This is a genomic window from Pseudomonas sp. GLN_2, assembly GCF_043106005.1.
Classification (GTDB): Bacteria; Pseudomonadota; Gammaproteobacteria; order Pseudomonadales; family Pseudomonadaceae; genus Aquipseudomonas; species Aquipseudomonas alloputida.
On the sequence record NZ_JBICMC010000080.1, the window covers coordinates 22,521 to 41,918 of the forward strand.

The window sequence follows — 19,398 nt, forward strand, 5'->3', positions numbered from 1 at the left end:
TGTGGTGGGACTGCTTAACTATCACCAGATGGGGATTTAACGGATGAAATTGAAAAACACCTTGGGCTTGGCCATTGGTTCGCTTGTAGCCGCCACTTCGATTGGCGCTATGGCACAAGGTCAAGGCGCCGTCGAGACTGAAATCTTCTACAAGAAAGAATTCTTCGACAGCCAGCGCGACTTCAAGAACGACGGCAACCTGTTCGGCGGCTCGATCGGTTACTTCCTGACCGACGACGTTGAGCTGCGTCTGGGCTACGACGAAGTGCACAACGCTCGTGGCGAAGACGGCAAGAACATCAAGGGCTCGAACACCGCCCTGGACGCCGTTTACCACTTCAACAACCCGTACGACGCCATCCGTCCGTACGTTTCCGCTGGTTTCTCGCACCAGTCGCTGGGCCAGACCGGCCGTGGCGGTCGTGACCACTCCACCTTCGCCAACGTTGGCGCTGGCGCCAAGTGGTACATCACCGACATGTTCTATGCCCGTGCCGGCGTAGAAGCTCAGTACAACATCGACCAGGGCGACACCGAGTGGGCCCCGAGCGTTGGTGTTGGCCTGAACTTCGGCGGTAGCCCGAAGCAAGCTGAAGCTGCTCCTGCTCCAGTTGCTGAAGTCTGCTCCGACTCCGACAACGACGGCGTGTGCGACAACGTCGACAAGTGCCCAGACACCCCGGCCAACGTTACCGTTGACGCCGACGGCTGCCCGGCTGTTGCCGAAGTCGTTCGCGTTGAGCTGGACGTCAAGTTCGACTTCGACAAGTCGGTCGTCAAGCCTAACAGCTACGGCGACATCAAAAACCTGGCTGACTTCATGAAGCAGTACCCACAAACCACCACCGTGGTTGAAGGTCACACTGACTCCGTGGGTCCAGACGCTTACAACCAGAAGCTGTCCGAGCGTCGTGCCAACGCTGTCAAGCAAGTGCTGACCCAGCAGTACGGCGTAGAATCCAGCCGTGTTGACTCGGTTGGCTACGGCGAAACCCGTCCGGTTGCTGACAACGCCACCGAAGAAGGCCGTGCTGTCAACCGTCGCGTTGAAGCTCAGGTAGAAGCCCAGGCCAAGTAATTGGTTTGAAGCTTCATGAAAAACCCGGCCTCGGCCGGGTTTTTCTTTGCCTGGGGTTTAACCGGCCTCGAAGGCTGTTCCTGCTGTTAGCCTGCGATTGCGATCCGCCCCACAGCCTGTTGCTCTCCCACCACCTCTCCAATCACCAGGATTGCCGGGCTACGCAAGCCAAACGCCCGCGCAGCTTCCATCATTCCCTGCACATCGCTTCTGCACTCCCGCTGCTGCGGCAACGAGGCATTTTCGATCATCGCCACCGGCATTCCCGGCGCCATGCCCCCTGCCAGCAATCCTTGGCGCACCTGTTCCAGCCGCGCCACCCCCATGTAGACCACCAGCGTTGTCCCGCCCTGAGCCAAGGCCGCCCAGTTCAGCTCGCTATCGTCCTGGGTGTGCGCCGTCACCAGCGTCACCCCTCGGCTCACGCCCCGTGAAGTCAGGGGGATCCCGCACTGCGTGGCCCCGGCAAGGCCGGCAGTGATGCCATTGATCACCTCCACTTCGATGCCATGGCCCTGCAGCCACAGTGCCTCCTCACCGCCACGGCCGAAGATGCAAGGGTCGCCGCCCTTGAGCCGCACCACGCAACGGCCCTGTCGCGCGTGGCGCAGCATCAGGCGCTGAATGAACGCTTGCGGTGTAGAGCGGCAGCCGCCGCGCTTGCCCACGGTCATTACCCGGGCCTGCGGGCAATGCTCGAGCACTGCCGGGTTGACGAGGTCGTCGACCATGACCACGGCGGCTTGCTGCAACGCACGCACTGCCTTGAGGGTGAGCAGTTCAGGGTCACCAGGGCCGGCACCGACCAGCCATACTTTTGCATTCATCAGGGTTTCCTCATCGGCAAGGCGCGTTCAGCCCTTGAGCAGGGTGAACAGCAGTATCAGATTGATCAGCAATGACATCAGCGCCAGGGTGCGCCACACCTTCAGCGGCTCGCGCTCCAGCAGCGGCCGGGGTCGGCTGGGCAGTTCCTGGCGGTCGCCGCGCTCGAGCAGCAGCAACCAGTGTTCGGCGGTTTCGAAGCGCTGCGCCGGGTCGCTCGCCACGGCCTGCAGCAGGTTGTGCTGCAGCCATTCCGGCAGGTCGGGTCGGTAGCGCGCGGCGTTGACCGGCTGGCCGAAGCGCGGGCGCTGAAAGGCCTCTACCTCGCCGTACGGGTAGTGTCCGGTCAGCAGGTGGTACAGGGTCACGCCCACTGCATACAAGTCCTGACGCGGGCTGGGCGGGTGGCCTTCGAATGCTTCCGGGGCGATGTACGAGGGTGTGCCGGGCAGCTCGTGCAGCGGGTCTTCGGACAGGCCCGGGCAATAAGCCAGGCCGAAGTCCAGCAGGCGCAGCTGGCCATCACGGCCCAGGTGCAGGTTGTCTGGCTTGATATCGCGGTGCAGCAAGTTGCGCCGATGCAGCACACCGACTGCCTGCAGCAGTTGCCGTGCGACTTCCAGCCATTGCGGCAAGGGCAGCGGGCCTTGTTCGGCCAGCAACGCCGCCAGGTTTTGGCCGGGATATTCGCGCATCACGTAGTACAGGTGCTGACGCTGACTGGCGGTGTGTAGCTCGGGGAAATGCCGGCCGGCGATGCGGCGCAGAAACCACTCTTCCAGCAACAGCCCTTGTGCCGCCCCAGGTTCCTGTTCGCGTGCCGTGGGCAGGGTCTTGAGCAGCCAAGGCTGGTTCTGGCTATCGCGCACTTTGTACAGCAAGGACTGGCGGCTGTGCGCATGCAGTGTTTCGACCTGCCAGCCGTCGATCACCTGGCCTTCGCGCAGCGGGCCGGGCACTGGCCATTGTTGCAGTTGCGCCAGGGTATCGCCCAGGTTGGCCGTGCCCAGTTGATCGACTTGCACCAGCAAGGCGCTGGCGTTGTCCTTGCTGCCGTTGAGGTGCGCACTGGCCACCAGGGTGTCGGCGGCCAGTTGCAGGTCAGTTTGCTCGCGCAGCACGGCCTGGATGTGCTGTTCGCCCAGGCTGGCCCAGACCCCGTCGCTGAGCAGCAGGAAGCATTCACCCGGTTGCAGCTCGCCTTCCTGGTAATCCACCAGCAGGTGCTGGTCCAGGCCCAATGCCCGTTTCAGTACATGCTGCATGCCCGGTTGGTCCCAGACATGGTCTTCGCTCAGGCATTGCAGCGTCCCTCCGTGCCAGCGGTACACCCGGCAGTCGCCTACATGGGCCAAGGTAAAGCGCCGGCCGCGCAACACCAGCGCGCTAAGCGTGGTCAACAACGGCTGGCCGCTGCCCTGGGCGCGCAACCAGCGGTTTTGCGCCAGCAGCAGACGGTCGAGGGCCTGGGCTACGCTCCAGGTGGCCGGCGTGGCGTAGTAATCCAGGGCCAGTGCCTGCAGGCTGGCGCGTGCCGCCAGGCCGCCGTCGGCACATTGGCTGACGCCGTCGGCCAGCGCGAACAGGTAGCCTTTGCTGGCGGCCAGTTCTGGTGCCGGCGTCACCAGGCGCAGCGCGTCCTGGTTTTCCGCGCGCGGCCCGGTGGCGCTGGCCTGGGCAAAGCTCAGTTGCAGGCTCATCGGCGTGCCTCAGACCCGCGCTGCAGTGACTGCAGCCGAGCCCCAGGTGGTGCGCCAGCGCTGTTTCACCCCGTGCAGGCCGAACCAGGCCAGCAGGCCCAGGCTGGCGAACAGCCACAGCCCCAGTTGGTAATCGCCAGTGTGCTGCTTGATGGTGCCAAGCCCGGCCGCCAGCAGGAAGCCGCCGATGCCACCGGCCATGCCGATCAGACCGGTCATTACCCCGATCTCTTGGCGGAAGCGTTGGGGCACCAGTTGGAACACGGCGCCATTGCCGGCACCCAGGCCGAGCATGGCGCTGACGAACAGCGCCAGTGCGGCCGCGGCAGAGGGCAGGTTGAAGCCGACGGCGGCAATGCAGATGGCGGCAACGCCGTACATGCCCAGCAGGGTGCGGATGCCGCCAAAACGGTCAGCCAGGGCACCGCCGAGCGGGCGCATCAGGCTGCCGGCGAACACGCAAGCGGCGGTGTAGTAGCCGGCGGTGACCGGGCTCAGGCCGTACTGGTCACTGAAGTAGCCGGGCAGGGCACTGGCCAGGCCGATGAAGCCGCCGAAGGTAACGCTGTAGAAAAACATGAACCACCAGCTGTCACGGTCGCCCAGTGCCTTGAGGTAGTCGGCCATGGCTTTCGGCTTGGGCCGTTGCGGGGCATTGCGCGCCAACAGGGCGAACACCACCAGCGCCAGTGACAGCGGGATCAGCGCAAAGCCGAACACATTGTTCCAGCCAAAGCCCGCTGCCAGTGCCGGTGCCAGCAAGGCCGCGAACACCGTGCCGGAGTTGCCGGCGCCGGCGATGCCCATGGCCTTGCCCTGGTGCTGTGGCGGGTACCACTGCGAGGCCAGCGGCAGCGAGACGGCGAAGGACGCACCGGCAAAGCCCAGGAACACGCCGAGCAGCAGGGCCTGTTCGTAGCTGTGTACGCCAAGGTACCAGGCTGCGGCGAGGGCGACGATGACCACCACCTGGCCGATCAGGCCAGCCGTCTTGGGCGACAGGCGGTCGACCAGAACGCCCATGGCAAAGCGCAGGATTGCCCCGGCCAGGATCGGCGTGGCCACCATCAGGCCCCGCTGTTGTGCGCTCAGTTGCAGGTCGGCAGCAATCTGCACCGCCAGCGGGCCCAGCAGGTACCAGACCATGAAGCTGAGGTCGAAATACAGAAATGCGGCGAACAGCGTGGGCACATGCCCGGATTTCCAGAAGCTGGTACTCATCGAACACCTCACTCGGTAGTACAACGGAACGAAAAAAACGCCGCTACCCGCTCCACGGGCGTGGAGGGGAGAGCGACGTCTTTGTCGGGATTCAAGTGGGGTAACCGCCGTTGGCTACCGGTGAGATTTGTTGAGCAAGAGATGGGCCAACTTCTGGTGGGGCTGGCTTGAGATTTTCAGCGCATCAGCCGAGCATCTCATGCATGGCAATGATCTGTTCGGCCACCTGGATCAGCTTCTGCTGCCGGCTCATGGCCTGGCGACGCATCAGGGTGTAGGCCTGCTCTTCGTTGCAGTCCTTCATCTTCATCAGCAAACCCTTGGCCTGCTCGATGCGCTTGCGTTCGGCCAATTGCTGGTCGCGCGCCAGCAGCTGCGCCTTCAGTGCCTGGTCGCTTTCGAAGCGGGCCATGGCCACGTCCAGGATCGGCTGCAGCCGCGCAGCATGGATGCCTTCGACGATATAGGCACTGACCCCTGCCTGGATCGCCTGACGCATCATCCCGGGGTCGTGCTCGTCGGTGAACAACACGATGGGCCGCGGCTGGTCACGGCTGACCAGCACTACCTGTTCCATTACATCGCGGTCTGGCGAGTCGGTGTCGATCAGCACCACGTCCGGGCGCACCGTTTCGACGCAGGCGGGCAGGTCGATGGTCAGGTCTGGGGCTTCGATGATCTCGAAGCCGGCCTCACTCAACGCCGCCCTGAGGCGACCGAGCTTGCTCTGGGTGTCGTCGATCAGCAGGATGCGCAACATGTTCGTCCCCCTCACGCGCCGACGCGGGCATCGGGCAAGTCGCCCAAGGCATGCAAGCTGAAACTGCGGGCATAGCCGAAGGGGTCGCTGCCGTCCCATCGGGAGCCATCGATCAGCAGGCTGCTGCGCATCGGTTGGCCCGGGCAAGCGATGCCCAGGGTCTGTGCGGCCTCGCTGTACAACTGCAGTTGCTGGACTTGCCGGGCCACGCCGAGGTAGTCGGGGTCTTCGCGCAGCAGGCCCCAGCGGCGGAACTGGGTCATGAACCACATACCGTCGGACAGGTAGGGCAGGTTGGCCCGGCCTTGGTCGAACAGGCGCAGCGCGTGTGGGTCTTGCCACTGGTTGCCCAGGCCATCCTCATAATGGCCGAGCAGGCGGGGGGCTATGCTGTCCAGCGGGGTGTCCAGATAGGCACTTGCGCTGAGCAGTTGCGCGGTGCTGCGGCGGTTTTCCGGGCTTTGTTCGATGAACCGGCTGGCGGTGAGGATCGCCTTGATCAACGCGCGGGCGCTGTTGGGGTATTGCTCGGCAAAGACGCGCGCGCAGGCCAGGACCTTTTCCGGGTGATCCGGCCAGATCGACTGGCTGGTGGCCAGGGTGAAGCCTTGGCCTTTGGCCACCGCGTCGGCGGCCCAGGGCTCACCAACGCAGAAGCCGTCAATGCGCCCGGCCTGGAGGTGTGCAGCCATCTGCGCCGGTGGCACCACGACGCTATCGACGTCGCGCAGCGGGTGGATGCCCTGGCTGGCCAGCCAGTAATACAACCACATGGCGTGGGTGCCGGTGGGGAAGGTCTGGGCGAACGTCAGGCGTGCGCCATGCTGGTGCACCAGGCGCGCCAGTGCCTCAGGGTTGGTCACGCCTTTGCGCTGCAAGGCAGGGGACAGGTTGATCGCCTGGGCGTTCTGGTTCAGCCCCATGAGCACGGCCATGTCGCTGGCAGGTACGCCGCCAATGCCCAGGTGCACGGCGTAGACCAGGCCATACAGGCAATGCGCGGCGTCCAGTTCGCCGCTGACCAGCTTGTCGCGCAGCCCGGCCCACGAGCCCTGGCGCTTGAGGTTGAGGGTAAGGCCGTGCTGCTGAGCGAAGCCCTGGGTGGCGGCGACCACGACCGAGGCGCAGTCGGTCAGGGCCATGTAGCCGATGTTCAGGCTGGTTTTTTCCGGCGCGTCGCTGCCGTTGACCCAGGCCAGGGGCGTTGCTCGGGGTACAGTGTTCACAAGAGTCCTCGCCCTTACTGATAAGGCTGTGGGCTGAACAGGTGCAACCGATGTGCCAAGCGCTCCACGATTTGCTGTCCTGCCAGCCCCGCGCTGGCTATAATCGCCCCCTCACTCACCCTGAGCCTTGCCCGCCCATGTATACCCTGGCCCGCCAGCTGCTGTTCAAGCTTTCCCCGGAAACTTCCCACGACCTGTCCCTGGACCTGATCGGCGCCGGTGGCCGTATGGGCCTCAACGGCATGCTGTGCAAGCAACCGGCGTCATTGCCGGTTTCGGTCATGGGCTTGAACTTCGCCAACCCGGTGGGGCTGGCAGCTGGCCTGGACAAGAACGGCGCGGCCATCGACGGCTTCGCCCAGCTGGGCTTCGGCTTTGTCGAAATCGGCACTGTCACCCCGCGTCCGCAGCCAGGCAACCCCAAGCCACGGTTGTTCCGCCTGCCGGAAGCCACGGCCATCATCAACCGCATGGGCTTCAACAACCTGGGCGTTGATCACCTGCTCGACCGCGTACGCGCCTCGCGCTACAAGGGGGTGCTGGGCATCAACATCGGCAAGAACTTCGATACCCCGGTCGAACGTGCCGTCGATGACTACCTGATCTGCCTGGACAAGGTCTACACCGCCGCCAGCTACATCACGGTCAATGTCAGCTCGCCCAACACCCCGGGCCTGCGCAGCCTGCAGTTCGGCGACTCGCTCAAGCAGTTGCTCGATGCCCTGGCCGAGCGACGCGAGCAACTGGCCGGTACACATGGCAAGCGCGTGCCCCTGGCAATCAAGATCGCACCGGACATGAGCGACGAAGAAACGGCGCTGGTGGCCGCCGCGCTGATGGCGTCGGGTATGGATGCGGTGATCGCCACCAACACCACGCTGGGGCGTGAAGGTGTCGAAGCACTGCCGTACGGTGGTGAGGCGGGCGGCCTGTCGGGCGCACCGGTGCGGGAGAAGAGCACCCACATCGTCAAGGTGCTGGCAGGTGAGCTGGGCGGCAAGTTGCCGATCATTGCCGCCGGTGGCATTACCGAAGGCCGCCATGCTGCCGAGAAGATCGCGGCCGGGGCGAGCCTGGTGCAGATTTACTCGGGCTTCATCTACAAAGGGCCGGCGCTGATTCGCGAAGCGGTGGATGCTATCGCGGCAATGCCGCGGTGACCTGATGGGCCGATTCGCGGGCCAGCCCGCTCTTGCAGGGATAGTGTGGGTACAGCTGATGAGGTTTGCCAAGGCATAAAAAAGGGCCCCTTCGAGGGGCCCCTGGGCCTTAGCCCGCCGCCCGGATGGGGCGTGCATGGTAAATCGAATTCAGTGTCCTCGTTCAGCCAACGGCGTGATTTTCGTTGAGTCTATGGATGCCAGCGGTGCCAGTCATTCCGTCCCAGTTATCACCGCGACCTTCACGCCAGCCGTTGATCCAGGCTTGGCGAACAGAAGGAAGATTGAAGGGGCAAAGTTCGCGGGATTTGCCGGTGACCCCGTATTGGTAGCCACGTGAATATGCTCTTTCCAACGGATCACGCTTAAGTCTTCTCATAGGGTGTTGCCCTCACTTGTTGACTGTAATGTCCCGTCGGCCTCTCCGAGGCCGGGCAGAGTCGTTCTGCCGGTTTGCGCTCGCTGCCGGCGTGGCGAGCTGAAAGTGCCGCCTCGTTGCGAAGCGGCCTGAGACCAGTTCTATCGAATGCGAGTCACGGTGGGAATGATCGATTTGTCATAAGCACGTAACCTTTCCAAGGGTGAGGGGATAAGTAAATAAATGCGACTCAACCTTGTTTGGTGTTTAGCCCCGCAATGATCGGGGTTTGCCGTTCTTTGACGTCATTTCGCCAGCGTTGTTTGCGGATGACAGAAATAATTTGAAATGCGACGAAGGGTCACATTGGCCCGCAGATCGCCAGAATTACGCGTACTGCCTGATGATCTAAGCTGTCTTTGCCACTGGGCCAAGCACAGATCGGTCAGGCGGCCCGGCTTTTCTGCAGCACGTTGTGTATCGCAGAGGGCCACCCGCACGCCTGCTGGAAAGGTGTACGGGCAAACATCGCGGGGCGATGCGTCGCCCCGTCAGTCAAATAGCCCAAGGCGCTGGAATACTCATGTCGGACCGTTTCGAACTTTACCTCACCTGTCCCAAAGGCCTTGAAAGCCTGCTCGCCGAAGAGGCCAAGGGCCTCGGCCTTGACGAGGTGCGCGAGCACACCTCGGCCATTCGCGGCGCCGCCGACATGGAAACTGCTTACCGCCTGTGTGTCTGGTCACGTCTGGCCAACCGCGTATTGCTGGTGCTCAAGCGCTTCTCGATGAAGAACGCCGACGACCTTTACGACGGCGTGCACGCGGTCGACTGGGCTGACCACCTGGCAGCCGACGGCACCCTGGCTGTGGAGTTCAGCGGCCATGGCTCAGGCATCGACAATACTCACTTCGGTGCGCTGAAGGTCAAGGATGCGATCGTCGACAAGCTGCGTAACCGCGAAGGCCTGCGCCCGTCTGTGGAAAAGATCGACCCTGACGTGCGTGTGCACCTGCGCCTGGACCGTGGCGAGGCCATTTTGTCCCTCGACCTGTCCGGGCACAGCCTGCACCAGCGTGGCTACCGCCTGCAGCAAGGCGCCGCGCCGCTGAAGGAAAACCTGGCGGCAGCGGTGCTGATCCGTGCTGGCTGGCCGCGTATTGCTGCCGAAGGTGGTGCGCTGGCCGACCCGATGTGCGGTGTGGGTACCTTCCTGGTCGAGGCCGCGATGATCGCCGCCGATATCGCCCCCAACCTCAAGCGCGAACGCTGGGGCTTCAGTGCCTGGCTCGGCCATGTGCCGGCGCTGTGGCGCAAGGTGCATGACGAAGCGCAGGCGCGCGCGCAGGCCGGCCTGGCCAAGCCACCGCTGTGGATCCGTGGCTACGAGGCTGACCCGCGGCTGATCCAGCCGGGCCGCAACAACGTCGAGCGTGCTGGCTTGGGCGACTGGGTGAAGATCTACCAAGGCGAAGTCAGTACCTTCGAGCCACGCCCAGACCAGAACCAGAAAGGCCTGGTCATCAGCAACCCGCCCTACGGTGAGCGTCTGGGTGACGAAGCCAGCCTGCTGTACCTCTACCAGAATCTGGGCGAGCGCCTGCGCCAGGCCTGCATGGGCTGGGAAGCAGCGGTATTCACTGGTGCGCCGCAACTGGGCAAGCGCATGGGCATTCGTAGCCACAAGCAGTACGCGTTCTGGAACGGCGCATTGCCATGCAAGCTGCTGCTGTTCAAGGTGCAGCCTGACCAGTTCGTCACCGGTGAACGCCGCGAAGCGCAGCCTGAAGGCACCGAAGCCCGTCAGCAGGTGCCGCAGGCCAGCGAGCCCGCGCGGCTGTCGGAAGGGGCGCAGATGTTTGCCAACCGCCTGCAGAAGAACCTCAAGCAACTGGGCAAGTGGGCCCGTCGCGAGCAGATCGACTGCTACCGCTTGTACGATGCCGACATGCCTGAATATGCCCTGGCGGTCGACCTGTACCAGGACTGGGTACACGTGCAGGAATACGCCGCGCCACGTTCGGTCGACCCGGACAAGGCTCAGGCGCGTCTGCTCGATGCACTGGCGGCCATCCCGCAGGCGTTGGGCATTTCGCCGCAGCGTGTAGTGCTCAAACGTCGCGAGCGGCAAAGCGGCACGCGCCAGTACGAACGTCAGGCTACCGAGGGCCGCTTCCAGGAAGTGAATGAAGGTGGCGTCAAGCTGCTGGTCAACCTCACCGACTACCTGGATACCGGGCTGTTCCTCGACCACCGCCCGATGCGTATGCGCATCCAGCGTGAGGCTGCCGGCAAGCGCTTCCTCAACCTGTTCTGCTACACCGCCACGGCCACCGTGCACGCGGCCAAGGGCGGTGCGCGCAGCACCACCAGCGTCGACCTGTCGAAAACCTACCTGGACTGGGCGCGGCGTAACCTGGCACTCAATGGCTATTCCGAGCGCAACCGCCTGGAGCAAAGCGATGTAATGGCTTGGCTGGAAGGCAACCGTGACAGCTACGACCTGATCTTCATCGACCCGCCAACCTTCTCCAACTCCAAGCGCATGGAAGGTGTATTCGACGTGCAGCGTGACCATGTTCAGCTGTTGGACCTGGCCATGGCCCGTCTGGCGCCGGGTGGTGTGCTGTATTTCTCCAACAACTTCCGCAAGTTCCAGCTGGACGAGCACCTGATGGCGCGTTACGTGGTGGAAGAAATCAGCGCGCAGACCCTGGACCCGGACTTCGCCCGTAATAACCGTATCCATCGCGCCTGGCGTTTGCAGCTTCGTTGAGGCGACGAGGTACATTGCACGGCTAATGGCCAATGGCTATAACTGAGGGCAGGGCAAGATAATCCGCAGGACGCTGACGTGACGAGATGGGTGTATGTCAAAGTGTGGCGTGCGTGCGCGGTTGCTTGGCTTGTGCACAGAGAGGGCGTCCGCCTGGGCGATGGCGCTGATTGCACTGGTGGCGGGCGGCTTGTTGACCGCCGCCTTGGCATTTGCCGCGCACACCTTCTACAAACAGCAGCTGCGCCAGCGCTTTGAGCTGCTGGCCAGTGAGCGCGCCAGCCGTATTGCCGAGCGCTTTGACGAACAGCAGCAGCGCCTGGATGGGCTGCGGCGGTTCTTCAGTTTTTCCAGCGAGATCACCCCGCGCGAATTCGACGGCTATGCCCGACCACTGCTGCAACGCACCCTGGCCTATGCCTGGGCGCCGCGCGTCGAGGCTGCGCAACGCGCCGAATTCGAGCGCCTGGCCAGTGCCCATACCGGCCCAGGCTACGTGATCCGGGACAAGGACGCGCAAGGCCAGTGGCGCCCGGCGTCGCAGCGCGACCATTACTTCCCGGTACTCTATACCCAATCGGGCGAACTGCCCGGGTTGCCCTACGGCCTGGACCTCGCTGGCCGAAGCGAGCCTCAGGCGGCCTTGGCGCGGGCGTTGGGGCCAGGCAGCATGGCGGTGTCCGAGCCATTGGCCCTGTTCGATACCCACTCGGCAGAGCGCGGCCTGTTGATGGTCGCGCCGGTATTTTCCGATGCCGACCCCCGCGGTGCTGCAGCGGGTTATGTGGTGGCCTTGCTGAGCATGCGCGAGCTGGTCAGCGACGGTCGGCCGGTAGCGACTGATGACAACCTTGTCGTGCGCATCACGGACCCGTCTGGGTTACAAGGCCCCGTCGTGATGTTCGATTCGCAAAATCAGGTCGCGCCCTTGGCCTTGGCCAGCAATCAGTTGTTGCGCCTGGCCGATCACTATTTCCAGCTGAGCATTCAGCCGAGCCAGGCGTTCGTCCAGGCGAACCGCTCCTCGGCAGTGCTGGCGGTCGGTTTGTTGGGTGGACTGTTGAGCCTGTTGCTCAGCGTGCTGCTCTACAGCCTGTTGAGCCAGCGTCAGCGCGCCCTGGCCTTGGTCGCTCAGCGTACGGCCGAGTTGCAGGTCAGCGAGCAGTCGTTGCGTGGCACCCACAACCAACTGCGCAGTGTGCTGGATGCCGCGACCCAGGTGGCGATCATCGCCACCAACCTCAAGGGGGTGGTCAGCACGTTCAACGCCGGTGCCGAACGCATGCTCGGTTACGCGGCCAGCGAAGCGATCGGCCGCTTGCGCCTTGAAGACCTGGTGCTGCCGGAGGAGCTGAACCTGCGTGCCCAGGCCTTGACCCTGCGTTTTGGCCGCGCCATTGCTGGCGGCCAGGCGATGTTCGCTGAAACGGTGCAAGAGCACGGTGCCGAGCCTGGCGAGTGGACCTTGCTACGGGCCGATGGCAGCCAGCTGGTCGCCAACATGCTGGTGACTGCCATGCTCGACGAACAGGGGTTGTGGGTTGGCTACCTGGCCATCTGCATTGACGTGACCGAGCGGCGCCGGGTGCATGAGGCGTTGGCAGCGCGTGACCGGTTGCTGGAAAAGCTCAGTGCCGAGGTGCCGGGCGGTATCTACCAATATCGCCTGGATGCCAACGGCCATTCGTGTTTTCCATATGCCAGCATGGGCCTGTATGACATCTATGAGGTCGACCTGATGCAGTTGCGTGAGGATGCCTCGGGGGTGTTCGAACGTATCCACCCCGATGACCTGGAGCGCGTGCGCCGCTCGGTGCGCTATTCGGCCGAACACCTGTCACCCTGGCGCGAGGAGTATCGGGTCTGCCTGCCCCGGGCCGGACTGCGCTGGGTGCGTGGCGAGGCGACCCCGGAAGTGGGCGAGCAGGGCTGCACCCTGTGGCATGGCTACCTGACTGACATCTCCGACCTGAAGGGCGTGGAGGAAGAGTTGCGGGCGCTGTCGGTCACCGACTCGCTGACCGGTATCCATAATCGTCGCTACTTCCAGGAGCGGCTCAAGATCGAACTGGAACGGGCCCAGCGCGATGGCTTGGCGCTGGCGGTGATCATGCTCGACATCGATCACTTCAAGCGCATCAACGACCGCTTCGGCCATGCCGTCGGCGACCGGGTGCTGCGTAGCCTGTGCCAGCGCATCGGTCAGCGTTTACGGCGTACCGATGTGTTCTGCCGCTTGGGCGGGGAAGAGTTCATGGTGCTTTGCCCGGGCAGCGATGTCGATCAGGCGCGGTTGCTGGCGCTGGAGTTGTGGCAAGGGGTGCGCAATGTGCCGGTGGAAGGCGTGGGCCAGGTGACTGCAAGCTTTGGGGTGGCAGGTTGGCGGTCGGGCGAAGGCGCTGATGCCTTGCTGTTGCGCGCCGACGCCGGCGTGTATGCGGCCAAACAGGCCGGGCGGGACCGGGTGGAGGGGGAGTCGGCCTAAGCGCTGTCGGTTGCCGGTACCGAGCCTTTCGCGGCGAAAACCGCTCCTACAGGTTGCACAGGTTTGGCAAGCCGTGCTCACCCCTGTAGGAGCGGGTTCTCCCGCGAAAAGGCCAATACAGGCTAACCAATCAATTAGCTGCTGTACTGCCAGCCAGCTTCGGCTGGCGATACAGGTCAAGCAACACCTGATCCAGCACCTGCGAGGCACCCCACGGTTTAGGGTCGTTGAGAATAGCCGCCACCGCCCAGGTATGGCCGTTGCTGTCGCGGCTGAAGCCGGCAATCGCCCGCACAGTATTCAGTGTGCCGGTCTTGATGTGCCCTTCACCGGTCATCGCGGTGCGCTTGAGACGCTTGCGCATCGTGCCGTCCATGCCCACCAGCGGCATCGAGCTCATGAATTCGGCAGCGTAAGGGCTCTTCCAGGCGGCTTTCAGCATCTCGGCCATTTCTCGGGTACTGACCCGTTCGGCACGCGACAGGCCAGAGCCGTTTTCCATCACCAGATGCGGCGCAGTAATACCTTTTTTCGCCAGCCATTGGCGTACCACGCGCTGAGCAGCACGGGCGTCGTCACCATCGGCATCGGTGCGGAACTGCGCGCCAAGGCTCAGGAACAGCTGCTGGGCCATGGTGTTGTTGCTGTACTTGTTGATGTCGCGGATCACTTCCACCAGGTCTGGCGAGAAGGCGCGGGCCAACAGGCGAGCACTCTTGGGCACATTCTCGATGCGGTCGCCACCCTGGATGTTGCCACCCAGTTCGTTCCAGATTGCGCGCACGGCACCGGCGGCGTAGGTGGAATGGTCGAGCAGCGACAGGTAGGTTTGCGAGTTGCAGCCGTCACCCAGTTGGCCGCTGACCGTGACACTGATGCCGTCGGCCTGGGGCACCGGGTTGTAGCGCACATCACCGGTGCATTTCTTCGAGGCTACCGGCTTGACCTGGTTGTCGATACGGATATTGGCAATCGGCGGCTCGACTGCGACGGTGACCTTGCCACCATCATTGCGCGCCACGAAGCGCAGGGCCTTGAGGTTGACCAGCAGCGAGTCGGGCTTGACCAGGAACGGCTTGTTTTCATCACCGCCGTCGTCGTTGAACTGCGGCAGGTTGGGTTGCACGAAGTGGCTGCGGTCCAGCACCAGGTCACCGGTGACGGTGCGCACGCCATTGGCGCGCAGGTCACGCATCAGCAGCCACAGCTTTTCCATGTTCAGTTTGGGGTCACCGCCACCCTTAAGGTACAGGTTACCGTTAAGCACGCCGTTGCTCAGAGTGCCGTCGGTGTAGAACTCGGTTTTCCACTGGAAGGTCGGGCCAAGCAGTTCGAGGGCAGCGTAGGTCGTGACCAGTTTCATGGTCGAGGCCGGGTTCACCGACACATCGGCATTGAACACGGTCGGGGTGCCGGGGCCATCCAGCGGCAGCATCACCAGCGACAGCGCTGTGTCCTGCAGCTTGTTGGCCTTGAGCGCCTGCTGCACTTTGGCAGGCAGGGTGGTATTGACGGCGGCGTGGCTGGGCAAGGCAAGTGGCAACAGCAGGCCGGCAAGAACGAGGGGACGAAGCGTTTTGATCATAGTGAGTGAATACCCTGCGGCGAGGGAAAAGGGCTTTGGGGCTGTAAGAGATGATGGCCCCATGACGTAAACACTACGCATTATGCCCCAAGCGCAGCCACGATGCGTCACGTTCGACGGAAAAGCATCGCCAATAAAAAGGCCACCCGAATGGGGTGGCCTTTTCAGCAATCAACCTTTCAGCCCGAAGCTGACAAGTATCACTCAGCCTTGTTGATAGGCTTTTCCGGGTACCAGGCATCCAGCAGCGGGCTGACTTCGATCTTGGTCAGTTCGCTGCGGCCTTTGAGCCAGGCTTCAACGGCAGCGCGCTGTTCTTCGCTGACCGAGCCGCGTTTGACCGAGCACACCAGGCCGAAATCGTCACCGCCTACATAATCCAGGCCGTTGGCGTCCATGGCTTCTTCCAGGAACGCGTCGAGGAAAGCATCGATTGCCTGGTCATCCAGATCTTCCTTGAATTCCAGGTTCAGCTCGAAGCCCAATTCCTGAAACTCGTCGACACACAGCTTCTTGCGCAGACGACGGGAGCGGTTTGTGGCCATGAAACAATCCTCTTAGGTAATAACGCCGCGCAGTCTACCAGTTAACACGTCTGGTTGCCTGCCTGAGTATCTCTGCTTGTGGCCAATTCCTTGGCCAGGGCACGTTCCACTCGGCACATATGCCGTGCCAGTGCCTGGCGCCGCAGGCGCACCTGGGCAGTGGGCAAGCCGTTGGCCTCGAGGGCTTCACAGGCCGCCATCAGGTCAGGGGCTTCCAGCATGCGTGCGGCGCTGAGCACCTTATGGGCCTGCTCGGCAATGGCGCCGCTGTCGTGTTGCGGGTGAAGCGCCATCAGGCTGGCCAGATCGGCCTGAAGGCTCTGGTGCAGGGCCTCCAGGAAGCGCTGACGATCGACCGGGTCAGGCCCGACCACGGCGGCCAGGCCGTCCAGCTGGTACAGCTTGCGGCGGGGGCGTTGCTGGCGGCGCGGGCGAATGCCAGCCAGGCGCTGGCTGAGGGTGCTCAGGCTGATGGGCTTGAGCAGGCAGTCGTCCATGCCGGCGGTCAGGCACTTGCGGCGTACTTCCGGCTGTGCGTTGGCGGTATAGCCGAGGATGGTGCAGGGGGGGCGCTTGCCATGGCGTTCTTCGGCGCGCACGGCAGTCGCCAGCTGGTAACCGTTCATGTGCGGCATGTTGCAGTCGAGTACCAGCACATCGAAGTCGCCTTCTCGCCAGGTCGCCAGGCCTTCCCGCCCATCGCGGGCGCTGGCGTGCTCCAGGCCCAGGTAGCCAAGCTGTTGCGCCATCAGTTGCAGGTTGGCCGGGTGATCATCGATGACCAGCACGTTCAGCCGTGGGTCGGGCACGTCGAGCTGCTCGGGCAGTGGTTTCGGCTGCTCTGCACCATCCACCCGTTGCAGCGGCATCTTCAGGCGCACCTGGGTACCGACATCCTCCAGGCTCTTCATGGACAGGCTGCCGCCCATCATTTCGCACAAGTTGCGGCAGATGGCCAGGCCCAGCCCGGTACCTGCGCGGGCGCCCTGGCTGTGCGGGTTGGCCTGGATGAACGGGTTGAACAGGCGCTGCAGGTCGTCGGGGTGGATGCCGATGCCACTGTCGCGCACCTCCAGCTCCAGTACGGCGGGTGTACTGGTACCGTCATCCAGCAGGCTGACGCAGATGCGCACCTGACCATGCTCGGTGAACTTGATGGCATTGCTCACCAGGTTGGACAGCACCTGCTTGAAGCGCAGCGGGTCAAGCAGGACATGGCAGCGTGCGGCCGGGGCGATCTGCACCTCCAGGGCCAGGCCTTTTTGCCGCGCCTGGCCATCGAAAATGCGCGCCACCGATTCGACCAGCGCCGCCAGGTCGACCACCTCCGGGGCCAGGGACAAGTGCCCGGACTCGATGCGCACGATGTCGAGAATGTCACCGATCAGGCCTAGCAGGTCTTTGGCCGAATGGTGTGCCAGTTCCAGCGCGCTGCGGTCCACCCGGCCCTGGTCGGCGCGCTTGACCGCCAGCTCCAGCATGCCGATGACGGCGTTCATCGGGGTGCGGATTTCGTGGCTGATGGTCGCCAGGAACGTGCTCTTGGCGCGGTTGGCATCGTCGGCCTGCTGCTTGGCCTGGCGCAGCTCCATGACCAGTTGGCGGCGTTCGCTGATGTCGATCCAGCCGCCGATGATCCCCTGTACCTCACCCAGGGAGTCGCGGTACGGCAAGATCCAGTGGTAGATAGTCAATTCCCGGCCCTTGATCCGTAGTGGGCGGTCCTTGATCAGCGGCGACCCCGCCGCCATGACTTTCTGGTAATCAGCCTGGATCTGCCGAGCCTGCTCGGAATCGGCAAACAGGCTGTCGTTGAGTTTTCTGCCAATCACCTGATCAGAGCGGGCCTGCACGGCCTCAAGGTAGCTGTAGTTGCAACTTTTCAGGCAACCCTCGCGGTCGCGCACATACATGGGGTGGGGCGTACCGTTGAGCAGGGCGCGCATGAATGCCAACTGGTCGTTCAGCGCGCGTTCGGCGCGCTGGCGCTGGCGAATCTGCAGGCGCAGGCGGGCATTCCAGAGCAGGGCCAGCAACAGGAGCACGACCGTGGCCAGCACCACCTGCAGAGCAAGGCGGCTGTAGCCTTTGGTGTTGTCATCCTCATGCCTGCCAAAGCCGCGCCAGCGGTTGTTGATTACCCCCAGCTCCTCGGGTGAGATACTCAGCAAAGCCTTATCGAGGATAGACAATAGCGCCGGTGACGGAGCAGTAGTGGCCATGGCGAAGTTGGCGGGTTCGCTGCCGACCGAGGTGCGGATGACCAGTTCGGGGTTGCTGGCCAAGGCGTGGTTGGCGTCGATCAGGGTGGTGATCACCGCATCGACGGCCCCGCTGTTGAGCAACGCCATGGAGTAGAACGCGCTTTCGGTCTCGACCCAGCTTATCTTTGGGTAGTCCCGGGACAGCATGGCGTTCATGGTGCTGTCCCGGGTAATGGCGATGCGATGCCCCTGCAACTGCTCCAGTGAACTCAGTGTGTTGTTGTCCTTGTGGTTGACCAGCACATAGGCGCTTTCGAGGTAGGGGCGGCTGATTTGCAGGTCGTCCCCTGCTTCCCCGGCGCTGGCCAGTGCGGCGATGACATCGGCCCGGCCATCCTTGAGGCGGGCGACCATGTCGGCAATGCCACTGGCGCGCTGCACTTCGAAACGCAACCCGGTGCGCAGGCGAATGAGTTCCAGCAGGTCGGCGGTGATGCCTCGGAAATGCCCCGAATCATCGAAATAGGACAGTGGTGCAGCCGCGTCATCGGCTGCCACGCGCATCACGGGATGCTTCTGCAGCCACTGCTGCTCGGCCGCGCTCAATTGCAGTTGGCGATCGCTCAGCAACAGGTCGCTGCCGGCGCTCCAGCGTTTGAAGATACTGGAGCGTATGGCCGGGCTTTGCCTGTCCAGGATGGTGTTCACCAGGTCCAGCAGCACGGTATCTTGCTGACGCAAGGCAAAACCGAAGCCGATGGCCTCGTGTTTGCCGAAGTTGGCCATGCGCAGGCGGGGCAGATGACCACGGTTGAGCTGGTAGTGCGTGGAGATGGTGTCGCCGAGGAACACGTCGGCCTGGCCGAATGCGACAGCATTCAGTGCTTGGCTGGAAGAACCAAAGGCCAGCAGCTCGGCCTTGGGGTAGGCGGTGAGTACTTCCTGTCTGGGCAAATAGTGGTAGAGCATACCCAGGCGCATGCCGGCCAGGTCCATGTCCAGCGCCCGTTTTTCGTCTTCACGCGTTACCAGTACAGGTTGATCGACGGCATAGGGCCGCGACAGTGCCAGGCCGTCACTGGCCGCTTCGTAGCCATTGGCGCTGCCCAGCAGGTCAATATCCCCGTGCCTGAGCGCCTCTACCGCCGCCTGCCGGCTGGAGAAACGCAGCACCCTCACTGGCAACTGCAAGGCCTTGCCGATCAGGCTTGCATACTCGGCGGTCAGGCCCTGGTAGTCGTTGCCGCCAGCGGTAATGTCGAACGGCGGATAGTCGGGGGCCGACGTTCCCAGTACCAGTTCCTGCTGGCCTTCGAGCCATTGCCGTTGTTCGGGCGTGAGCACGGGCTGGACGGGGCGGGCCGATGAGCGCGCCAGTAACGTAAAAGACGCGGCTTCACGATGGCCAGCCTGTGTCGCGCCGCTGAGCAGCAGAACGAGCAGCAGGCAGTTGATAGCTCGGGCCATGACCATAA

The 19,398-nt window shown here is 63.5% G+C and carries 13 protein-coding genes; 4 read left to right on the plus strand and 9 right to left on the minus strand.

The annotated features are described in order from the left end of the window. Positions 1 to 43 precede the first annotated feature (43 nt). On the plus strand, positions 44 to 1,078 hold the full coding sequence (locus ACF8Q6_RS18865; protein WP_010953090.1) for an OmpA family protein: 1,035 nt from the start codon (positions 44 to 46) through the stop codon (positions 1,076 to 1,078). Between the two features lie 86 nt (positions 1,079 to 1,164). Here the strand turns inward: ACF8Q6_RS18865 and cobA are convergent, their stop codons facing one another. From cobA to ACF8Q6_RS18890, 5 genes are all read right to left on the minus strand, one after another. Further along, positions 1,165 to 1,905: a uroporphyrinogen-III C-methyltransferase gene (cobA, locus tag ACF8Q6_RS18870; protein ID WP_134697557.1), complete on the minus strand. Its 741-nt coding sequence runs from the start codon at positions 1,903 to 1,905 to the stop codon at positions 1,165 to 1,167. 27 nt (positions 1,906 to 1,932) lie between these two features. Continuing rightward, on the minus strand, positions 1,933 to 3,603 hold the full coding sequence (locus ACF8Q6_RS18875) for a protein kinase (RefSeq protein WP_392491535.1): 1,671 nt from the start codon (positions 3,601 to 3,603) through the stop codon (positions 1,933 to 1,935). Between the two features lie 9 nt (positions 3,604 to 3,612). After that, a complete protein-coding gene (locus ACF8Q6_RS18880; RefSeq protein ID WP_088513643.1) occupies positions 3,613 to 4,824 on the minus strand; it encodes a NarK/NasA family nitrate transporter in 1,212 nt (403 codons plus the stop codon). A 184-nt stretch (positions 4,825 to 5,008) separates the two neighbouring features. Then, positions 5,009 to 5,584: an ANTAR domain-containing response regulator gene (locus ACF8Q6_RS18885; RefSeq protein WP_003248677.1), complete on the minus strand. Its 576-nt coding sequence runs from the start codon at positions 5,582 to 5,584 to the stop codon at positions 5,009 to 5,011. A gap of 11 nt (positions 5,585 to 5,595) precedes the next feature. Beyond that, positions 5,596 to 6,810 (minus strand): CmpA/NrtA family ABC transporter substrate-binding protein, encoded by a 1,215-nt coding sequence (locus tag ACF8Q6_RS18890; RefSeq protein ID WP_047604566.1) that lies wholly within the window; start codon positions 6,808 to 6,810, stop codon positions 5,596 to 5,598. Positions 6,811 to 6,947: 137 nt separating this feature from the next. Between ACF8Q6_RS18890 and ACF8Q6_RS18895 the strand changes: the two genes are divergently transcribed. Next, positions 6,948 to 7,970, plus strand: a complete 1,023-nt coding sequence (locus ACF8Q6_RS18895; protein ID WP_003248679.1) for a quinone-dependent dihydroorotate dehydrogenase — start codon at positions 6,948 to 6,950, stop codon at positions 7,968 to 7,970. 163 nt (positions 7,971 to 8,133) lie between these two features. Here the strand turns inward: ACF8Q6_RS18895 and rmf are convergent, their stop codons facing one another. Beyond that, the gene (gene rmf, locus ACF8Q6_RS18900) at positions 8,134 to 8,349 is read right to left on the minus strand and encodes a ribosome modulation factor (RefSeq protein ID WP_003248687.1); all 216 of its coding nucleotides are present in this window, start codon (positions 8,347 to 8,349) and stop codon (positions 8,134 to 8,136) included. A 562-nt stretch (positions 8,350 to 8,911) separates the two neighbouring features. Here rmf and rlmKL point away from each other — a divergent pair. Further along, complete coding sequence (gene rlmKL / locus ACF8Q6_RS18905) at positions 8,912 to 11,104, plus strand: bifunctional 23S rRNA (guanine(2069)-N(7))-methyltransferase RlmK/23S rRNA (guanine(2445)-N(2))-methyltransferase RlmL (RefSeq protein WP_012053184.1); 2,193 nt, start codon at positions 8,912 to 8,914, stop codon at positions 11,102 to 11,104. A gap of 94 nt (positions 11,105 to 11,198) precedes the next feature. Next, positions 11,199 to 13,589: a diguanylate cyclase gene (locus ACF8Q6_RS18910; protein ID WP_392490517.1), complete on the plus strand. Its 2,391-nt coding sequence runs from the start codon at positions 11,199 to 11,201 to the stop codon at positions 13,587 to 13,589. A 130-nt stretch (positions 13,590 to 13,719) separates the two neighbouring features. On the opposite strand, the gene dacB is transcribed toward ACF8Q6_RS18910, so the two are convergent. From dacB to ACF8Q6_RS18925, 3 genes are all read right to left on the minus strand, one after another. Further along, positions 13,720 to 15,174, minus strand: a complete 1,455-nt coding sequence (gene dacB / locus ACF8Q6_RS18915; protein ID WP_392490516.1) for a D-alanyl-D-alanine carboxypeptidase/D-alanyl-D-alanine-endopeptidase — start codon at positions 15,172 to 15,174, stop codon at positions 13,720 to 13,722. Positions 15,175 to 15,374: 200 nt separating this feature from the next. Then, positions 15,375 to 15,719, minus strand: a complete 345-nt coding sequence (locus ACF8Q6_RS18920; protein ID WP_003248695.1) for a YggL family protein — start codon at positions 15,717 to 15,719, stop codon at positions 15,375 to 15,377. 41 nt (positions 15,720 to 15,760) lie between these two features. Beyond that, positions 15,761 to 19,390, minus strand: a complete 3,630-nt coding sequence (locus ACF8Q6_RS18925) for an ATP-binding protein (protein WP_392490515.1) — start codon at positions 19,388 to 19,390, stop codon at positions 15,761 to 15,763. Between the last annotated feature and the right edge of the window lie 8 nt (positions 19,391 to 19,398).

Coding starts and splice junctions, on each gene's coding strand:
- ACF8Q6_RS18865 (WP_010953090.1), top strand. CDS start 44: ATGAAATTGAAAAACACCTTGGGCTTGGCCATTGGTTCGCTTGTAGCC.
- ACF8Q6_RS18895 (WP_003248679.1), top strand. CDS start 6,948: ATGTATACCCTGGCCCGCCAGCTGCTGTTCAAGCTTTCCCCGGAAACT.
- ACF8Q6_RS18875 (WP_392491535.1), bottom strand. CDS start 3,603: ATGAGCCTGCAACTGAGCTTTGCCCAGGCCAGCGCCACCGGGCCGCGC.
- ACF8Q6_RS18885 (WP_003248677.1), bottom strand. CDS start 5,584: ATGTTGCGCATCCTGCTGATCGACGACACCCAGAGCAAGCTCGGTCGC.
- rmf (WP_003248687.1), bottom strand. CDS start 8,349: ATGAGAAGACTTAAGCGTGATCCGTTGGAAAGAGCATATTCACGTGGC.
- dacB (WP_392490516.1), bottom strand. CDS start 15,174: ATGATCAAAACGCTTCGTCCCCTCGTTCTTGCCGGCCTGCTGTTGCCA.
- cobA (WP_134697557.1), bottom strand. CDS start 1,905: ATGAATGCAAAAGTATGGCTGGTCGGTGCCGGCCCTGGTGACCCTGAA.
- ACF8Q6_RS18920 (WP_003248695.1), bottom strand. CDS start 15,719: ATGGCCACAAACCGCTCCCGTCGTCTGCGCAAGAAGCTGTGTGTCGAC.
- rlmKL (WP_012053184.1), top strand. CDS start 8,912: ATGTCGGACCGTTTCGAACTTTACCTCACCTGTCCCAAAGGCCTTGAA.
- ACF8Q6_RS18910 (WP_392490517.1), top strand. CDS start 11,199: ATGTCAAAGTGTGGCGTGCGTGCGCGGTTGCTTGGCTTGTGCACAGAG.
- ACF8Q6_RS18925 (WP_392490515.1), bottom strand. CDS start 19,390: ATGGCCCGAGCTATCAACTGCCTGCTGCTCGTTCTGCTGCTCAGCGGC.
- ACF8Q6_RS18880 (WP_088513643.1), bottom strand. CDS start 4,824: ATGAGTACCAGCTTCTGGAAATCCGGGCATGTGCCCACGCTGTTCGCC.